This is a genomic window from Cellulophaga baltica 18, from assembly GCF_000468615.2.
GTDB classification, from domain to species: Bacteria; Bacteroidota; Bacteroidia; order Flavobacteriales; family Flavobacteriaceae; genus Cellulophaga; species Cellulophaga baltica.
Genome location: NZ_CP009976.1, coordinates 599,292 through 614,530, shown reverse-complemented (window position 1 = coordinate 614,530; position 15,239 = coordinate 599,292). Strand labels below are relative to the sequence as shown.

The 15,239-nt window shown below is 33.8% G+C and carries 11 protein-coding genes and 1 tRNA gene; 8 read left to right on the top strand and 4 right to left on the bottom strand.

Features of this window, described 5'->3' with window-relative positions; all coding sequences use genetic code 11:
* Positions 1 to 107: 107 nt before the first annotated feature.
* Positions 108 to 962: an AraC family transcriptional regulator gene (locus M666_RS02500; RefSeq protein WP_024479004.1), complete on the top strand. Its 855-nt coding sequence runs from the start codon at positions 108 to 110 to the stop codon at positions 960 to 962.
* 51 nt (positions 963 to 1,013) lie between these two features.
* On the opposite strand, the gene M666_RS02495 is transcribed toward M666_RS02500, so the two are convergent.
* Positions 1,014 to 2,495, bottom strand: coding sequence for an FG-GAP repeat domain-containing protein (locus M666_RS02495; RefSeq protein WP_082007877.1), 1,482 nt, complete (start codon positions 2,493 to 2,495; stop codon positions 1,014 to 1,016).
* Positions 2,496 to 2,571: 76 nt separating this feature from the next.
* Positions 2,572 to 2,644, bottom strand: a tRNA-Phe gene (locus tag M666_RS02490).
* A gap of 102 nt (positions 2,645 to 2,746) precedes the next feature.
* Between M666_RS02490 and M666_RS02485 the strand changes: the two genes are divergently transcribed.
* The 6 genes from M666_RS02485 (at position 2,747) to M666_RS02455 (ending at position 10,507) form a co-directional block, all read left to right on the top strand.
* The gene (locus M666_RS02485) at positions 2,747 to 3,475 is read left to right on the top strand and encodes a type III pantothenate kinase (protein ID WP_024479002.1); all 729 of its coding nucleotides are present in this window, start codon (positions 2,747 to 2,749) and stop codon (positions 3,473 to 3,475) included.
* Entirely contained in the window at positions 3,476 to 4,738 is a 1,263-nt protein-coding gene (locus tag M666_RS02480; protein WP_029444955.1) for a BamG family beta-barrel-assembly machinery protein, read from the top strand.
* A gap of 17 nt (positions 4,739 to 4,755) precedes the next feature.
* The gene (locus M666_RS02475) at positions 4,756 to 6,123 is read left to right on the top strand and encodes a tetratricopeptide repeat protein (RefSeq protein WP_029444954.1); all 1,368 of its coding nucleotides are present in this window, start codon (positions 4,756 to 4,758) and stop codon (positions 6,121 to 6,123) included.
* Position 6,124: 1 nt separating this feature from the next.
* The gene (lptC, locus tag M666_RS02470) at positions 6,125 to 6,739 is read left to right on the top strand and encodes an LPS export ABC transporter periplasmic protein LptC (protein ID WP_024478999.1); all 615 of its coding nucleotides are present in this window, start codon (positions 6,125 to 6,127) and stop codon (positions 6,737 to 6,739) included.
* A gap of 258 nt (positions 6,740 to 6,997) precedes the next feature.
* Positions 6,998 to 8,227, top strand: coding sequence for a hemolysin family protein (locus M666_RS02460; RefSeq protein ID WP_051333131.1), 1,230 nt, complete (start codon positions 6,998 to 7,000; stop codon positions 8,225 to 8,227).
* A gap of 159 nt (positions 8,228 to 8,386) precedes the next feature.
* Positions 8,387 to 10,507: a peptidylprolyl isomerase gene (locus M666_RS02455; protein WP_024478997.1), complete on the top strand. Its 2,121-nt coding sequence runs from the start codon at positions 8,387 to 8,389 to the stop codon at positions 10,505 to 10,507.
* Positions 10,508 to 10,578: 71 nt separating this feature from the next.
* Here M666_RS02455 and M666_RS02450 read toward each other — a convergent pair whose 3' ends face one another.
* Both M666_RS02450 and M666_RS02445 read right to left on the bottom strand, forming a co-directional pair.
* Positions 10,579 to 11,487, bottom strand: a complete 909-nt coding sequence (locus M666_RS02450; protein WP_029444952.1) for a GYDIA family GHMP kinase — start codon at positions 11,485 to 11,487, stop codon at positions 10,579 to 10,581.
* Positions 11,484 to 12,806, bottom strand: coding sequence for a hydroxymethylglutaryl-CoA reductase, degradative (locus M666_RS02445; RefSeq protein ID WP_029444951.1), 1,323 nt, complete (start codon positions 12,804 to 12,806; stop codon positions 11,484 to 11,486). The genes M666_RS02450 and M666_RS02445 overlap by 4 nt, the downstream gene beginning before the upstream one ends.
* Positions 12,807 to 13,069: 263 nt before the next feature.
* Here M666_RS02445 and M666_RS02440 point away from each other — a divergent pair, with 263 nt between their 5' ends.
* Positions 13,070 to 15,235: a S9 family peptidase gene (locus M666_RS02440; RefSeq protein WP_029444950.1), complete on the top strand. Its 2,166-nt coding sequence runs from the start codon at positions 13,070 to 13,072 to the stop codon at positions 15,233 to 15,235.
* Positions 15,236 to 15,239: the final 4 nt, after the last annotated feature.

The window sequence follows — 15,239 nt, the reverse complement described above, 5'->3', positions numbered from 1 at the left end:
TGTATTTATTTAACAATTTGATTAATGATTTTAAAAGTTTGAGGGTAACATATTTTTTGTTTTTCCTTGAAAATGTTAAAATAATAACTAATTCGTAAATCTTATTTATGGAAAATTTTCAATGGAATTTTACTTCTAAAAAAGCAGTGAATGAACATGCTGTCACTATTCAAAGTTTAGAATATTTAAAAAGTATTCCCGATAGGAGGAAGACAACGAGAGATTGGGGGTCTAGAGTAAAGTCTAAATATCATAAAATTATCTATATTAAAAATGGAAGTGGATTTTTCGAATCAGATAAAATTTTAAAACAAGAACTTTTTAAGGATACACTGTTAGTTATTTATCCTAATACTTGGTACAGATGCGTGCCGGATAGTGCTTCTTTATGGGAGGAATATTCTGTGACTTTTAGGGGGAATTATATGGAATATTTAGTTGAGAACGAGCTGTTTAATATGAATCAGCAAGTGTATCAAATAGGTTACAATTATGAGATTGACTTGCAGTTTGAATCCTTAATTGCTATTTTGAAAAATAATTCTTCTAGTGAGGATGTAGGAGTGCAGTTTATTTTTATTGATATTTTGAGGGTACTTTATTCTAATTACGTAAAGAATAAAAATCAAATTTTCAGAAAAGAGAAAATAATAACTGATGTTGAAAGCTATATAAAAGAGCATGTAAAATCTAAAATAGTTTTTGATGATGTTGCTCGAAAGTTTAATGTTAGTTATTCTTTACTGCGAAAACTGTTTAAGGAAAAAACCAATATGACCTTAAAACAATACCACTTAATGCACCGGTTAAATAAGGCTAAGGATATGATAGCTGAGAGCGATCTAAGTTTTTCAGAAATTGCGTTTCAGTGTGGTTTTGAAAATCTACAGTCATTTTCAAAAACTTTTAGAGCTAAAGAAGCTACTACTCCAAGTGCTTTTAGGAGGATAAGAGCGCTTTAAGCTAGCGTTTGTTAGTGTGGTACCCGATGACTATAAGTTGTGATTTCAGGTTTAAAATTCTGGAGTGATTATTACAGCTTCTATAAAGTTATAATTGGGATCAGGATTAGCCTGAAACTCAAAATTTCCAAGGTAGATTTCTTTAATATTGTCCTGATTTGCATCACCTAGTCTCATGGTCATCGGGCGTATTTCAGGAAGCTCAGGATGTGCTATTTTAAATTTAAAATTACCCTCATTAATAAAGTAAAGGACTTGCTCCGTTTTTCTAAACTCCGGCTCAACAAAAAATGAGGAGGAAACCAGATCTGTTAAACCATCATGATTCAAATCTATCTCTAAAAGACTTGTGGCTCCATAAGATGGGAAAAAATAAACTTCCTTCCATGTTTTCTTCTGGTTTTCAAAAATACGTATGCCGTGAAAACTTTTCTTTACAATGCTATAATCGGCATTGTCTCCATTTGCCATGATTAGTTCTTCTTTGCCGTCATTGTTGAGGTCTGCAAGGAGAAAAAAGCTTGAGCCGTGGTGTGGAGGAAAGTCTAGTATAATAGTTTCTTTGAAATTAGCATTACCATCATTTATAAATAGACTTATACGCTCTCTTGCTTGGGTTGTTAAGGCGTAAAAGTCCATCTGACCATCATTGTTTACATCTCTCAATACAAAGTTTCTAGCGCCAGGATTTGTTGCTATTATTTTTCGTTCTTTTGATTTTCCATCTACTACGGATATCTGGCCTGTGTAATTACCAAATTCTGCGATTAAATAATCTTTAATACTATCATTATTTAGATCTACGTGTTCAAAATCTACAGGTCTATGAAGTTTATCAATGATCAGTTGTTGGTTTTTAAAATCAGCATCAAACTCATGAAGACTCCCTAATTTTTTTTGCGTAGGGTTCATGTTACCGCCAATGCAGAGTACACTATTGTTTTTGATTTGGACTACAGGGCTTGGTAGTTGTACACTATGTTTTTTTTTGGTAACTAAGTCAGTAACTTTTAATTGTCCTAAAACATTAGATGTCATGAGCTGATGATCATGAACGCCAAAATAGGTTGTTAATCCCTGTTTTTGATCCAAATTTTTGAGGAGCTCAACAGAGGATATTTGTAAGTGGTTTTCAGCTTTAGTCTTTTGAGGTGAGGATGTGCTAGGGGAATTATCAATATAAAATTTTTCAATTAACAACCATTCTTCATGGGAGAGCATTGGACTAATCGCGTAAACACCCTTCTCTGCTAAGTTGATGTATTCATCATAGCCAATTTTGGAAACGATGGATTTCTGATCACCTAAGCCCATCCTGTTTTTCATTTCAGGTAAAAGAGTGTTTTTCCAAATATGTTGAGGAAGTACCTTTGGTTCTGGATACAAGTGGCAACTTGCACAATACATTTTTGAAAGTTCTTGTCCTGTTTTTGGCTTTTGGGTTCTTTCAGGAAAATCAAATTTCAAGTAAACAAAGCCTATGATGATACAAAAAGAGGTGAAAACTAAAATATATATTTTTGAGTTCTTCATATTTTATATAAATATATGGCTCATTTTCAGTTTTTTATACAAAAAAACCCAAACATTTCTGTTTGGGTTTTTGTTGTGGTGCCTCCAGGAATCGAACCAGGGACACATGGATTTTCAGTCCATTGCTCTACCAACTGAGCTAAGGCACCAATGCCGTTAAGCGGCTGCAAATATAATTTCTATTTTCCGATATCCAAATAAAAAATGAAAAAAATGTGAAAAGTTTTTTTATAATTTCAGAACTTTGAGGCATGAACCTAATAATAGACGCAGGTAACAGCTTAATTAAAATTTCTGTTTTTCTTGATAAAACAGAAATTCATCACGAACAATTCGCAATTTCAGAATTTGTAAAGCGAATAAAACAGGTTTTTGGAGCTTATCCGAACATTACAAATGCGATTATATCGTCTGTAGGTGTTCTGGATAAAAAAGATATGGCAGTGGTATCATTGTTTTGTGAAGTGCATCAATTAACAAACAAAACAAAAACACCATTTAAAAACTCATATGCTACACCAGAAACTTTGGGTGTAGACCGTATTGCATTGGCAACGGCAGCATTTTATCATAATCCAAACAGCAATACTTTGGTTATTGATGCGGGGACGTGCATTACCTACGACATGGTAAATGATTATGGGGAGTATATTGGCGGAGCCATCTCACCAGGAATACAAATGCGATATAAGGCCTTGCATCAACAAACAGCAAAATTACCACAGCTAGAAAAAGAAGATTTAATAGATTTTATTGGAAACTCTACAGAAACATGTATTCACAGTGGCGTGGTAAATGGTGTTTCGGTTGAAGTAAACGGAATAATTGAACAATATAATCATCGATTTAATAATTTAACAGTTATTTTAACAGGAGGTGATGCGCTATTTTTGTCAAAACGAACAAAAAATACCATATTTGCCAATCCAAAATTTCTCCTCGAAGGGTTAAATTGTTTATTGGAATACAATAAAAAGTAAATGATTAAGAAAATTTTTGTTGCAATAGTGCTCTTAAGCTCAATAGGATTAAGCGCTCAGAACGGAACTGTTTCTCCATATTCTTATTTTGGTCTAGGAGATACCAGAAATTCAGGAACAGTAGATAATCAAATGATGGGGGGCATTAGTATGGTTGGAGACAGTATTCACATCAACCTAAAAAATCCTGCCGCGTATAGTAAGTTAATGTTAACGACCTATGCTGCAGGGATATCCTACAATAATATTGGTTTGAAAACTTCAGATGCTAGTCAAAGTACTTCTGTTACAAATTTAGATTATTTGTCTATCGGCGTGCCTTTAGGTAAAGGTTTTGGCATGGGCTTTGGTTTAATGCCTTTTACTTCTGTAGGGTATGATTTAGAAACTTCTACCACAGTTGATGATGTAACTATCATTAATAATTATGCCGGTGACGGTGGTTTAAATAGGGTTTATTTCTCGTTGGGCTACCAATTGTTGGATGATATATCTATAGGGGCTACTGTAAATTATAATTTCGGTACTATTAATTCCACACGGGTTCAAACATCATCTGATGCGCAGTATGGTGCATTGGATAGGAGAGAAACGCAAGTAGGTGGTTTTGATTTTAATTATTCTATTAATTATACGCCAAAAATTTCTGAAAAATATACCTTGTACACAACTATTGGGGTAGATACTCAGATAAATTTAAATGCGGAGAATTCTCAATCAATAGGTTCTTTCTCTAGGGTTACAGGTCAAGAAATAGAAGTTGTTGATGTAAACTTAGATGCGCAAGCTAGAAAATTTGCTCCGGTGAGAATACCAACCAAGACTACCTTGGGAGTTGGTATTGGGGAAGATTTAAAATGGTTTTTAGGGGCCGAATATACCTTCCAAGAGTTGAGTACGTATAGAAATGACTTCTTTGAAGTAGACAATTTAACCTATAACGATGCAAGTGGTTTTGCAATAGGAGGATATTTTGTTCCGGAGTATAATTCTTTTACAAGTTACTATAAGAGAGTTACTTACAGAGCTGGTCTGAGGCTTTCTCAGACAGGAATGAAGGTGAATAATGAAGACATAAATGATTTTGGCATAACTTTTGGAACTGGATTACCATTGGGCAGAGATATCTCTAATCTTAATATCGGTTTTGAAATCGGAAAAAGAGGAACTATCGATGCTGGTTTGATCAAAGAAAATTATTTTAAAGTAAACATTGGACTATCTTTAAACGATAGATGGTTCAGAAAAAGAAAGATTAATTAACCATTAAATACTAGATTATGAAAAAGAAGTTTTACATCGTAGCCCTAGCGGTTTTAGGCTTTGTAGGAACAATGTCGGCTCAAAACAATCCGGAATGTACAACAAACCTGTCTATATACTCAGAGCACGTAAAAGTTAAGAATTATGAAGCAGCATACACACCATGGAAAATGGTTTATGATAACTGCCCGAGTTTACACAAAGCAAACTTTGCTTATGGTGAAAGAATTTTAAATTATAAAATTGAAAAAGCAACAGGAGCTGAAAAAGAAGGTTTCTTTAAAGACTTGATGGATCTTTACGATGCTAGTTTGGTTCACTTCCCTTCTAATTTTACAGTAGCAGGTGTTGCTGCAGATAAGGGTATTGCTATGTACGATAACAAAATGGGTTCTGAGCAAGAAATCTTTGATGTATTAGACAAAGGCTTTACTCAGGATAAAGCAAACTTTAGCAATCCAAAAGCATTGTATATCTACTTTACGGAATTAGTAGAATTACATAATGCAGGATCAAAAGACTTACAAGAGGTTTTTGATGCTTACGATAATGTAATGGAGCAAATAAGTGTAGAGAATAAAAAATTAACAGATCGTATTGAGCAATTATTGCCTAAAGAAGACGCTGGTACTATTACTTCTAAAGAAAAGAGAATTTTAGCTGCTGCTTCTCAAAATTCAGAAAATTATGGTAAAATAGAAGGTAGTATTGATTCTAAGTTAGGTGCTTTGGCAGACTGTTCTAACTTAATTCCTCTTTATCAAAAGAATTTTGAAGAAAAGAAAAGTGATATCACTTGGGTAAAAAGAGCGGTAAACAGAATGTTCAACAAAGAATGTACTGATGATCCAATGTTTAAGAAATTATTAGATGCACAATTGGCAATGGAGCCAACGGCAGATTTATATGTATACTTAGGGTATTTAGAGATGAAGGCTAATAAGACTAGCTCAGCAGTTTCTTACTTTAATAAAGCAGTAGATTTAGAAACGGATAAGTACAAGAAATCAGATTTATTATATAAAATAGCAACAAGCTATTCTAGAAGTAGTAGATCTAATGCTAGAAGTTATGCTCAGAAAGCAATTGATGCTAATTCTTCTAACGGAAAGGCTTATTTATTGATAGCAACTTTATATGCTAACAGTGCTAATGATTGTGGTGCAACTGCTTTTGACAAGAGAGCAATGTATTGGAAAGCTGCAGAAATTGCAAGACAAGCAGGAAGAGTTGATCCTTCTTTAAGTGGTAGATCTAACCAGGCGGTAACGAGTTACATGTCTAAGGCGCCATCAAAAGAAATGATATTTAGTTCAGGAATGGCAGGTAAAACTGTTACCTTTAACTGTTGGGTAGGTGGTAGCGTAAAAGTGCCTAATCTATAAGATGATAAAAAATAAAGTATTTACATTTAAAAGCATTGCTGTGGTTTACACCATGGCAATGCTTTTTTTTGCTTGTTCAGATGATTATGAAAGAGTCGGAGAAGAAGCTAAAAAGAATTTGTACCCGCAAGGAGTTGCGGAAAATTACAAGTTAGTATACACAGAGGCAAAAGAAGTTTTGTCAAGTGAGGAGGTGTCTAAAAGTAATAAGATTGCTGTATTGACCGGAGAAATTAGTGAGGACTTTGAAAATCTCTCTTTTCCGCATCGTACTTTTCCAAAAGGAATACGGGTTGAGTTTTTTGATAAAGACGGTAATAAAAGCGTAATTTTGTCAGATTATGCAATAATTTATTCCGGCACTAGCGTTATTGATTTGCAGGGTAATGTAGTGATAGAAATGCAAGATGGTAAACGTTTAGAAACAACGCAGTTATATTACGATCAGCATAACGAGTGGATTTTTACGCAAGAAAGGTTTAAGTATTCTGATGAGAAAGACGGAACACTTATTCATGGAATGGGAATGGATTTCAATAGAGATTTTACGATTTTAAATGCGCATAAAACAGGAGACGGATACAAAATAATAAAAGATAAAGAAATAGATGGTTAAGATTTTTAAGTTTACGGAATACTTATATTTGGTTGTGGCATTTTTCTCTCTGTACCGCATTTACACAGACTGGAATGAGAACCGTGAATTCGCTTACCTATTTATCTTTTTTGCAATCATGTCTATAGGCATGTTTTTCTTTAGAAGAAGCTACCGTAAAAAATTTGAAAAACACAAACAAAACCAAAATCAATAATTTTGGGAACCTCAATTGTTATCATAATTTTTTGTTTAATACTTTCTGCCTTTTTTTCAGGTATGGAGATTGCTTTTATTTCTGCGAACAAAATTCACATTGAAATAGAGAAAAAACAAGATGGTTTTCTGGCTAAGATACTTACTAGATTAACCAAAAAGCCTTCTAAATTTATTGCCACCATGTTAATCGGTAACAACATAGCACTTGTTGTGTATGGTTTTTATATGGGTGATTTATTAATGTTGTGGTTTCAGAGTTTCGGTACCTTTGAGAGTGTAATTTTTAAAACCTTATTTCAAGATTTTAGCTTACTCACCCAAACAGTTATTTCTACATTGGTTATTTTGCTAACGGCAGAATTTTTGCCTAAAGTGCTTTTTCAAATATATTCAAACAGCCTGCTTAAAGCTTTAGCGTTACCTGCATATTTGTTTTACCTTCTTTTTTCGTTTATTTCGGAGTTTGTTATTAAAATTTCAGATATTATTCTGAAAGTTTTTTTTAAGACTGATGGCGATGAGGTACAATTAGCATTTAGTAAAATAGAATTAGGGGACTACATCACAGAACAGATGGAAACCGTAGAAAAAGAGGATGAGGTAGATTCTGAAATTCAAATATTTCAAAATGCGTTAGAATTTGCTGCGGTAAAGGCAAGAGATGTTATGATTCCTAGAACAGAAATTGAAGCTGTTGAGATTCATGAGTCTCCAAAAAATCTAACTAAAAGATTTTCGGATACAGGGTATTCTAAAATTTTAATTTATAAGGATACCGTAGATAATATTATAGGTTACGTACATTCTTATGAGCTTTTTAATAAGCCAAAAACTATAAAAAGCATTTTAATGCCGGTAGAGTTTGTACCAGAAACAATGCTTATCAGCGATATTTTAAGTAGTCTTACTAAAAAACGAAAGAGTATTGCGGTAGTGTTAGATGAATATGGGGGTACCTCTGGTATCATGACGGTAGAAGATATCGTAGAAGAGCTTTTTGGTGAAATAGAGGATGAGCATGATTCTACAGATTTGTTTGAAGAACAGGTGTCAGAAACGTTTTATAAGTTCTCTGCACGTTTAGATGTTGATTACATTAATGAGAATTATAGATTAGAGCTTCCTGAAAGTGATGAATATGGCACCTTGGGTGGTTTAATAGTGAATGAAACAGGGGAGATACCGGATAAAGATTCTCAAATAAAAATTAATCACTTCTTGTTTACGGTCTTGGAAGTGTCTAGTACTAAGATTGATTTAGTTTCCTTAGAAATTTTAGACAAAGATTAACTGCTGCTTATTTTAAATCATTTTTTCTTCTTAAAAACCGTATCATTCTAATCACTTGATAACACTATGGTTAAGCGGTTTTATTTTAATAATTTTTTGTCTTTAGTATTTGAAAGAAAAATGGTATTTTCGTCGCCTGATATAAATTAGTATAATATAATGGCAATTTTAGATAAAATTAGAAGAAAAACTACCATCTTGATTTTAATCATTGGTTTAGCATTATTTGCATTTGTAATTTCTGGAATATTCAGTACAAATGCTTTTTCTGGTGCAAAGGTAGGTTCTTCAGTAGCTGAAGTAAATGGCGACGAGATTTCAATAGATGGTTTTAGAGAGCAAGTAGAAATTGCTTCTAAGAGCTACGGCGCAAATGCATCTTCAATGCAAGTTGTAAATAATGTTTACGAGCAGAATGTAAGAAATGCTATTCTAGACCAACAATTTGAAAAATTAGGTATTGTTGTAGAACAAGATCAAATTGTAAATTTCTTAAGAACGAATCCTACCTATTCTCAATTACCACAATTTTTAAACGAGAATGGTGTTTTTGATGAAAATAAATTTATCAGCTTTATTGCAGATTTAAAGTTGAATAATCCAGCTGGGTACCAACAGTGGTTGCAGGAAGAGCAAAGTATCATTCGCGCAGCGAAAGAGCAAATTTACTTTAACTTAATTAGAGCTGGTGTTGGAACAACCTTAAAAGAAGGAGAGTTAGATTATAAATTGGCTAATGATAAGTTTGATATTAGTTATGTAAGAGTTCCTTATGCTTCTATCTTAGATAGCACAGTTGCAGTTAGCAAAAGTGAAATAGAATCGTATGTTAAAGCACACGCAGAAGACTTTAAGCAAGAAGATAGCAGAGATATTCAGTTTGTGTATTTCGAAGAAAAAGCTTCTTTGTCAGATGAAAAAGAAGTAGAAGAAAAAATTACAGCTTTATTAGGGGATACTCAAATGTTCAATGAAGCTAAAGATACTACTGAGACGGTAAGAGGTTTTAGAAACACTTTAGACAATATTGCATTTTTAGATGTGAACTCAGATACTAAGTTTGATACTATATATAAGCCTAAATCTAGCTTATCACCAAAAGTAGCAGATACTTTAGTGAAAATGAATATAGGACAGATTTACGGTCCTTACCGTGACGGCAATACATTTAAAGTTTCTAAACTAACAGGTAAGCGTGCTGGTGGTAATGTAAAAGCTAGTCACATCCTTATCGCTTTTGCAGGAGCAACTAGTGCAGGAGAAGAAGTGACAAGAACTAAAGAAGAGGCAGAAAGTAAGGCAAAAGAAGTATTAGCTGAAGCTAAAAAATCAGGGGCTGTATTTGCAGATCTTGCCAAAGAAAACTCAGATGGGCCTTCAGGACCTAGAGGTGGAGATTTAGGATTCTTCCAAGAAGGGGCTATGGTAAAACCATTTAATGATTTTGTTTTCAATAATGGTACAGGTGCTATTGGTTTGGTAGAAACAGATTTCGGTTTCCATATTGTTAAGGTAGAAGAAAAGCAAGATCTTTATCAAGTTGCAAACTTGGTACGTGAGGTAGAGCCTTCTGAAGAGACAATAGATTTACTTTTCCAAGATGCTACTAAATTTGAAATGTCTACGGTAGAAAATAGCGCTAAATTTGAAGAGGTGGCTAAACAAGATAACTATGTAGTTAGACCTGTAAATAAATTGAATCCTATGGATGAAAATTTACCAGGTTTAGGATCGCAACGTGCAATTGTACAATGGGCTTTCAATTCAGATTCAGAAATAGGAGATGTAAAACGTTTTGATTTAAATGATGGTTATGCGGTTGTTAGATTAACGGCTAAATATGCTAAAGGATTAATGACCTCTGAAGATGCTTCTCCAGTGGTATTGCCAATATTGCGTAAGCAGAAAAAAGCAGCTATGATTATCGAAAAGAATAAAGGAAAATCTTTTGATGCTTTTGCAAAAGACAACAATGTTTCTGCAGCTACGGCTTCTGCAATATCTGTGAAAACACCAACAATTGCTGGAGCAGGTAGAGAGCCAGCTGTTGCGGGTACTGCATATGTTTTGGCAGAAGGAAAAACTTCAGGATTAATTGAAGGAGAAAGTGGTGTGTATATGGTAACGGTTACTAAGAAAACGCCAGCAACAAAACTAGAGAACTATAGTACGTTTGCAAATACCTTAAAGGCTTCAAACAGTACAAGAGTAAATACTTCAGTATACCAAGCCTTAAAAGCGGCTTCTGAAATTGAAGATAATAGATCAATGTTTTACTAGAGTTCTAGTATTTAAAATAACAAAAAAGGCTTCCCAACGGGAAGCCTTTTTTGTTATGGGCTGTTTTAGAATCATAAAATCATGTCTTTGTAAGAGCGTATGGTATTATAACCTTTTTCTTTAAAATAATTAGGAGTGGTATTGTCTCCTGCAGCTAAAATAAAATCACCTCCCCAGGCTCCTAAGCTCTTAATAGCGCCCTTATAATCTGAGAATAAGAGTTCTTTTACAGGTTTCATGTTTAAGACCTCACTGACGGTTGTTTCATGTTGCGTGAGCAGGCTTTTGAATACAGTACTATCTTCACAGGCTATAATTGCTTTTGTTAAAGCATTTATCTCTGAAATAAATGCCTGTTTATTAAAGTCCGCTTTGCGATAGGTGGAAATACCTTCTCGACTATTCTGTTTTTTATTCAGATGTACAAAGTATATATCATCTTTAAACGTTGGCTGAAAGGTTGTTTCGGTTACTTTGGGTGTTGTATTGTCTAGTTGATATAGAATAGGGGTGTTGTGCTTAGCGCAGGCAATATCATAGCCACTTCCGGAAAATGAATTCCATAATAAGGTATAAGGGCTTACTTTGGCCCATTGTGCTATATTGTTGAGTAAGGTTGAAGAGGAACCTAAGCCCCAATCTCTAGGAAAGTCTAAGGAAGTTTGTATATTAAATCCTAATGTTTCGGATAAGAAAGTTGGGTTTAATTTTTTAGCCTCCAAAAGCATTTTCTGTAAAACCGATGCAGTTTCTTGATTGCTAGAACTTATAATTTCTAAAGTATTTATTTTAAAATGTACTTCAAACCAAACCTTTTTTAAATGATCTATACTTTGCCATTGTATAGTGTTGGTGGTGTTTTGCGTTACCGATAAAGTTTGGCCGTATTTGGTAGGCAGTGCTAAGCTTATAGCGCCATCTAAAACACCATATTCTCCCGTGATTAATAATTTTCCGTTACTGTAGAAATTCGTAATCATTCTTTTTCTTGTAAACTATTATAAGCTGCTATTACGGCGCTGTGTGTAACAGTGTTGTGTTTGAAATGGTGTACTAAAGTTTTTTTATCCCCTTCAGATGCCCCTAATTGATTTAGGATATTCATCAGGTGCATTTTCATATGTCCTTGTTGTATTCCTGTAGTAACTAAGGATCTTACTGCTGCAAAATTTTGTGCTAAACCTGCTACAGCTACTATTTGCATTAAATCTTTGGCAGAAGGATTTTGAAGTATTTCTAAGGCTAATTTAACCAAAGGATGTAAACCTGTTAGTCCGCCTACTGTTCCTAAAGCAAGTGGAATTTCAATCCAAAATTTGAATATGCCATTTTCTATGCTAGCATTAGTTAAACTGCTATAACTTCCATCTTTCGCGGCATACGCGTGTATGCCGGCTTCAATGGCTCTAAAGTCGTTCCCTGTAGCTAAAACAACAGCATCAATACCGTTCATGATTCCTTTATTGTGTGTCACAGCACGGTATGGTTCTACTTTTGCAATTTGCACGGCTCTAACAATTTTTTCAGCAAAATCTTGAGCAGTACTATTGTTATCTTCGTTTAGTTGTTCTATAGGGCAGCTAACTTCTGCACGGACCAAACAATTGGGTACATAGTTGCTTAGTATGCTCATTACAATTTCTAACTGCTCCTCATGTTCTTTGAATTCTGGTGATTTAGCAAATTCATTCTTAAGTGTTTCTGCAAACTGCTCCAAACAAGAATTGATGAAATTTGCCCCCATGGCATCTAGGGTTTCAAAAGTGCAATGGAGTTGATAGTAGTTTTCTAATTCGGCTGTTTTATTACGTAAGGTTATGGCGGTGATACCACCTCCACGTTTCTCCATGTTTTTGGTAATATCCTTGGCGTCTTCTTTTAATTTAGGGGCTATCAAATTAAAAAAGGATTCCAATTTCTCAAAAGCTCCAGTATACATAAAGTGTACCTGTCCTACTTTTTCGGTATTAATTACCGTTGTCTTAAAACCTCCTCGCTTTAACCAAAATTTAGCCGCTTTACTAGCCGCAGCTACTACAGAACTTTCTTCAATGGCCATTGGTATGGCATAAAGGGTATCGTTAATAAGAAAATTTGGTGCAATACCAAGAGGTAAATAATAATTAGTTATGGTATTTTCAATAAACTCATCATGAAGTTTTTGTAGTGTTTCGTCAGCATTCCAATACCTTTTTAAAATGGCAATCGTTTCGTTAGAATTTGTAGTATAGCTTTTCGCTATCCAAGCTATTTTTTCTTCCTTGGTAAGCTTGGAAAATCCTTCAATAGGAGTGTTCATATTTTGTTTGGTTTCAAGTGCCAAAGATAGTAATTACGAATAAAAAGTATTTGGTAGAATAAGATCTTTGAAGGTGCGCTTCAATTTGTGATATTTTTTGTTAAAAGTTTATTTTTATATTAAATTATTACTAAACTTGGTGTTTTTAATCATATTTTGAGAATAAGTGAAATCAAACTTTAGAAAGTAAGTCTTTTAGTACTCGTATGTAGCTAAATAGCTTTCAGATTTTGCAATTCAAATACTAACAAACAGGAACATAAATGAAAAAATTAGGTTTTATTTTCTTTTTTATTTTAAGTGCTACTAGTCTTACGTTTGCACAAAAAAAAGCAATTACTCTTGAGGAGATATGGGGTGGTGCATTTAGAACAGAAGGACTAGATGAAATTAGGTCTTTAAAAAATGGAACACAGTATACCGTATTAAATTTTGATAGAGCGGCAAAAACAACAAGTGTAGATATCTATGATTATGCTAGTTTGGCAAAAGTAGGTACCGTTGTAAATTCTGCAAGCCTTGAAAACATACCTTATTTTACATCCTATGAGTTTACGGCAGATGAAAGTAAAGTGTTGTTGGCTACAGAAGTTGAGTCTATATTTAGAAGGTCTTCTTTAGGTATTTATTATATCTATGATGTAAAAACGGGTAAAACCATCAAAATTTCAGAAGATAAAATTCAAGAACCAACATTATCTCCTGATAATAGTAAAGTAGCTTACGTTTTTGAGAATAACATTTATATCTATGACATCTCAAAAAATAGCACAGCTATGGTTACAAAAGATGGTGTTAAGAATAAAATCATCAATGGGGTTACAGATTGGGTATATGAAGAAGAGTTTGCATTTGTAAGAGCATTTAATTGGAATGCAGATGGCACTAAAATTGCCTTTTTAAGATTCGATGAAACTAATGTTCCAGAATTTTCAATGGATGTGTATGGTGCTGAATTGTATCAAACTCAGCAAGTTTTTAAGTATCCTAAGGCCGGTGAGAATAATGCTATTGTTAGTTTGCATATGTTAGATGTTAAATCGTCTGAAATTTCTAAAGTAGCGTTGCCGTCATCATACTATATTCCACGAATTAAATGGATGAACAATGCAAATATGCTTAGTGTTCAAACCTTGAATAGACACCAAGATAATTTAACGTTGTATGCAGTAAATGCTAAGAATAATAAAGTGTCTGTTCTTTTAGAAGAAAAAGATAAAGCATATGTTGATGTTACAGATAATCTAACCTTCTTAGCAGATGACAGTTTTATCTGGACGAGCGAGAAAGATGGTTTTAACCATATTTATTTGTATAATGAGAATGGTAAATTAATGAACCAGATTACCAAAGGCTCTTGGGAAGTAACTAATTATTATGGCTACGACCAAGAGGAGGATAGAGTTTACTATCAATCTACAGAAGATGGTTCTATCAATAGAAGTGTTTATAGTATAGACAGTAGTGGTAAAGATAAACGCCGACTTACAACTAAAAATGGTCAAAATAATGCCGACTTTAGTGCAGACTTTACTTACTTCATTAATAATTTTTCAAATGTAAATACTCCTTCAGAATATAGTTTGCATGAAGCGCTAACCGGTAAGCGGGTAAAAGAAATTCTGGATAATAAAGCCTTGCTTTCTAAATTGGATGCATATGAAATTAGCCCAAAAGAATTTTCTTCAATAGCTATAAATGGGAACGAATTAAATATGTGGATGATAAAGCCTGCAGATTTTGATGCCTCAAAAAAGTATCCATTATTTATGTTTCAATATAGTGGCCCTGGTTCACAATCGGTTTCAAATTCTTGGATGGCATCTAATGACTATTGGTATCAGTTATTGGCATCAGAAGGTTATGTTGTAGTTTGTGTAGATGGTCGTGGTACAGGTTTTAAAGGAAGAGATTTTAAAAAAGTAACACAGAAAGAATTAGGAAAATATGAAGTAGAGGATCAAATTGCTGCGGCTAAAAAGCTAAGTGATTTGCCGTATATTGATGCAGAAAGAACAGGAATTTGGGGATGGAGTTATGGTGGTTTTATGTCTACCAACTGTATTCTTAAAGGAAACGATACTTTTGAAATGGCGATTGCTGTTGCGCCAGTGACTTCATGGGCATTTTATGATACCATTTATACAGAGCGTTACATGCAAACACCGCAAGAGAATCCTAGTGGTTATGATGATAATTCTCCATTTAATTATCCAGAGCTTTTAAAAGGAGATTATTTATTGGTTCATGGCACAGGTGATGATAATGTACATGTGCAAAATACTATGCGAATGGTAGAGGCCTTAGTACAGGCAAATAAACCATTTGATTGGGCTATTTACCCAGATAAAAATCATGGTATTTATGGCGGTAATACAAGACTTCACTTGTATACCAAAATGACCAATTTTATTAAAGAAAACTTATAATCTA

Bases quoted from the DNA above. Each gene is read 5' to 3' on its own strand.
- M666_RS02495 (WP_082007877.1), bottom strand. From the start codon at position 2,495: ATGAAGAACTCAAAAATATATATTTTAGTTTTCACCTCTTTTTGTATC.
- lptC (WP_024478999.1), top strand. From the start codon at position 6,125: ATGATAAAAAATAAAGTATTTACATTTAAAAGCATTGCTGTGGTTTAC.
- M666_RS02485 (WP_024479002.1), top strand. From the start codon at position 2,747: ATGAACCTAATAATAGACGCAGGTAACAGCTTAATTAAAATTTCTGTT.
- M666_RS02475 (WP_029444954.1), top strand. From the start codon at position 4,756: ATGAAAAAGAAGTTTTACATCGTAGCCCTAGCGGTTTTAGGCTTTGTA.
- M666_RS02450 (WP_029444952.1), bottom strand. From the start codon at position 11,487: ATGATTACGAATTTCTACAGTAACGGAAAATTATTAATCACGGGAGAA.
- M666_RS02460 (WP_051333131.1), top strand. From the start codon at position 6,998: ATGGAGATTGCTTTTATTTCTGCGAACAAAATTCACATTGAAATAGAG.
- M666_RS02455 (WP_024478997.1), top strand. From the start codon at position 8,387: ATGGCAATTTTAGATAAAATTAGAAGAAAAACTACCATCTTGATTTTA.
- M666_RS02480 (WP_029444955.1), top strand. From the start codon at position 3,476: ATGATTAAGAAAATTTTTGTTGCAATAGTGCTCTTAAGCTCAATAGGA.
- M666_RS02440 (WP_029444950.1), top strand. From the start codon at position 13,070: ATGAAAAAATTAGGTTTTATTTTCTTTTTTATTTTAAGTGCTACTAGT.
- M666_RS02445 (WP_029444951.1), bottom strand. From the start codon at position 12,806: ATGAACACTCCTATTGAAGGATTTTCCAAGCTTACCAAGGAAGAAAAA.
- M666_RS02500 (WP_024479004.1), top strand. From the start codon at position 108: ATGGAAAATTTTCAATGGAATTTTACTTCTAAAAAAGCAGTGAATGAA.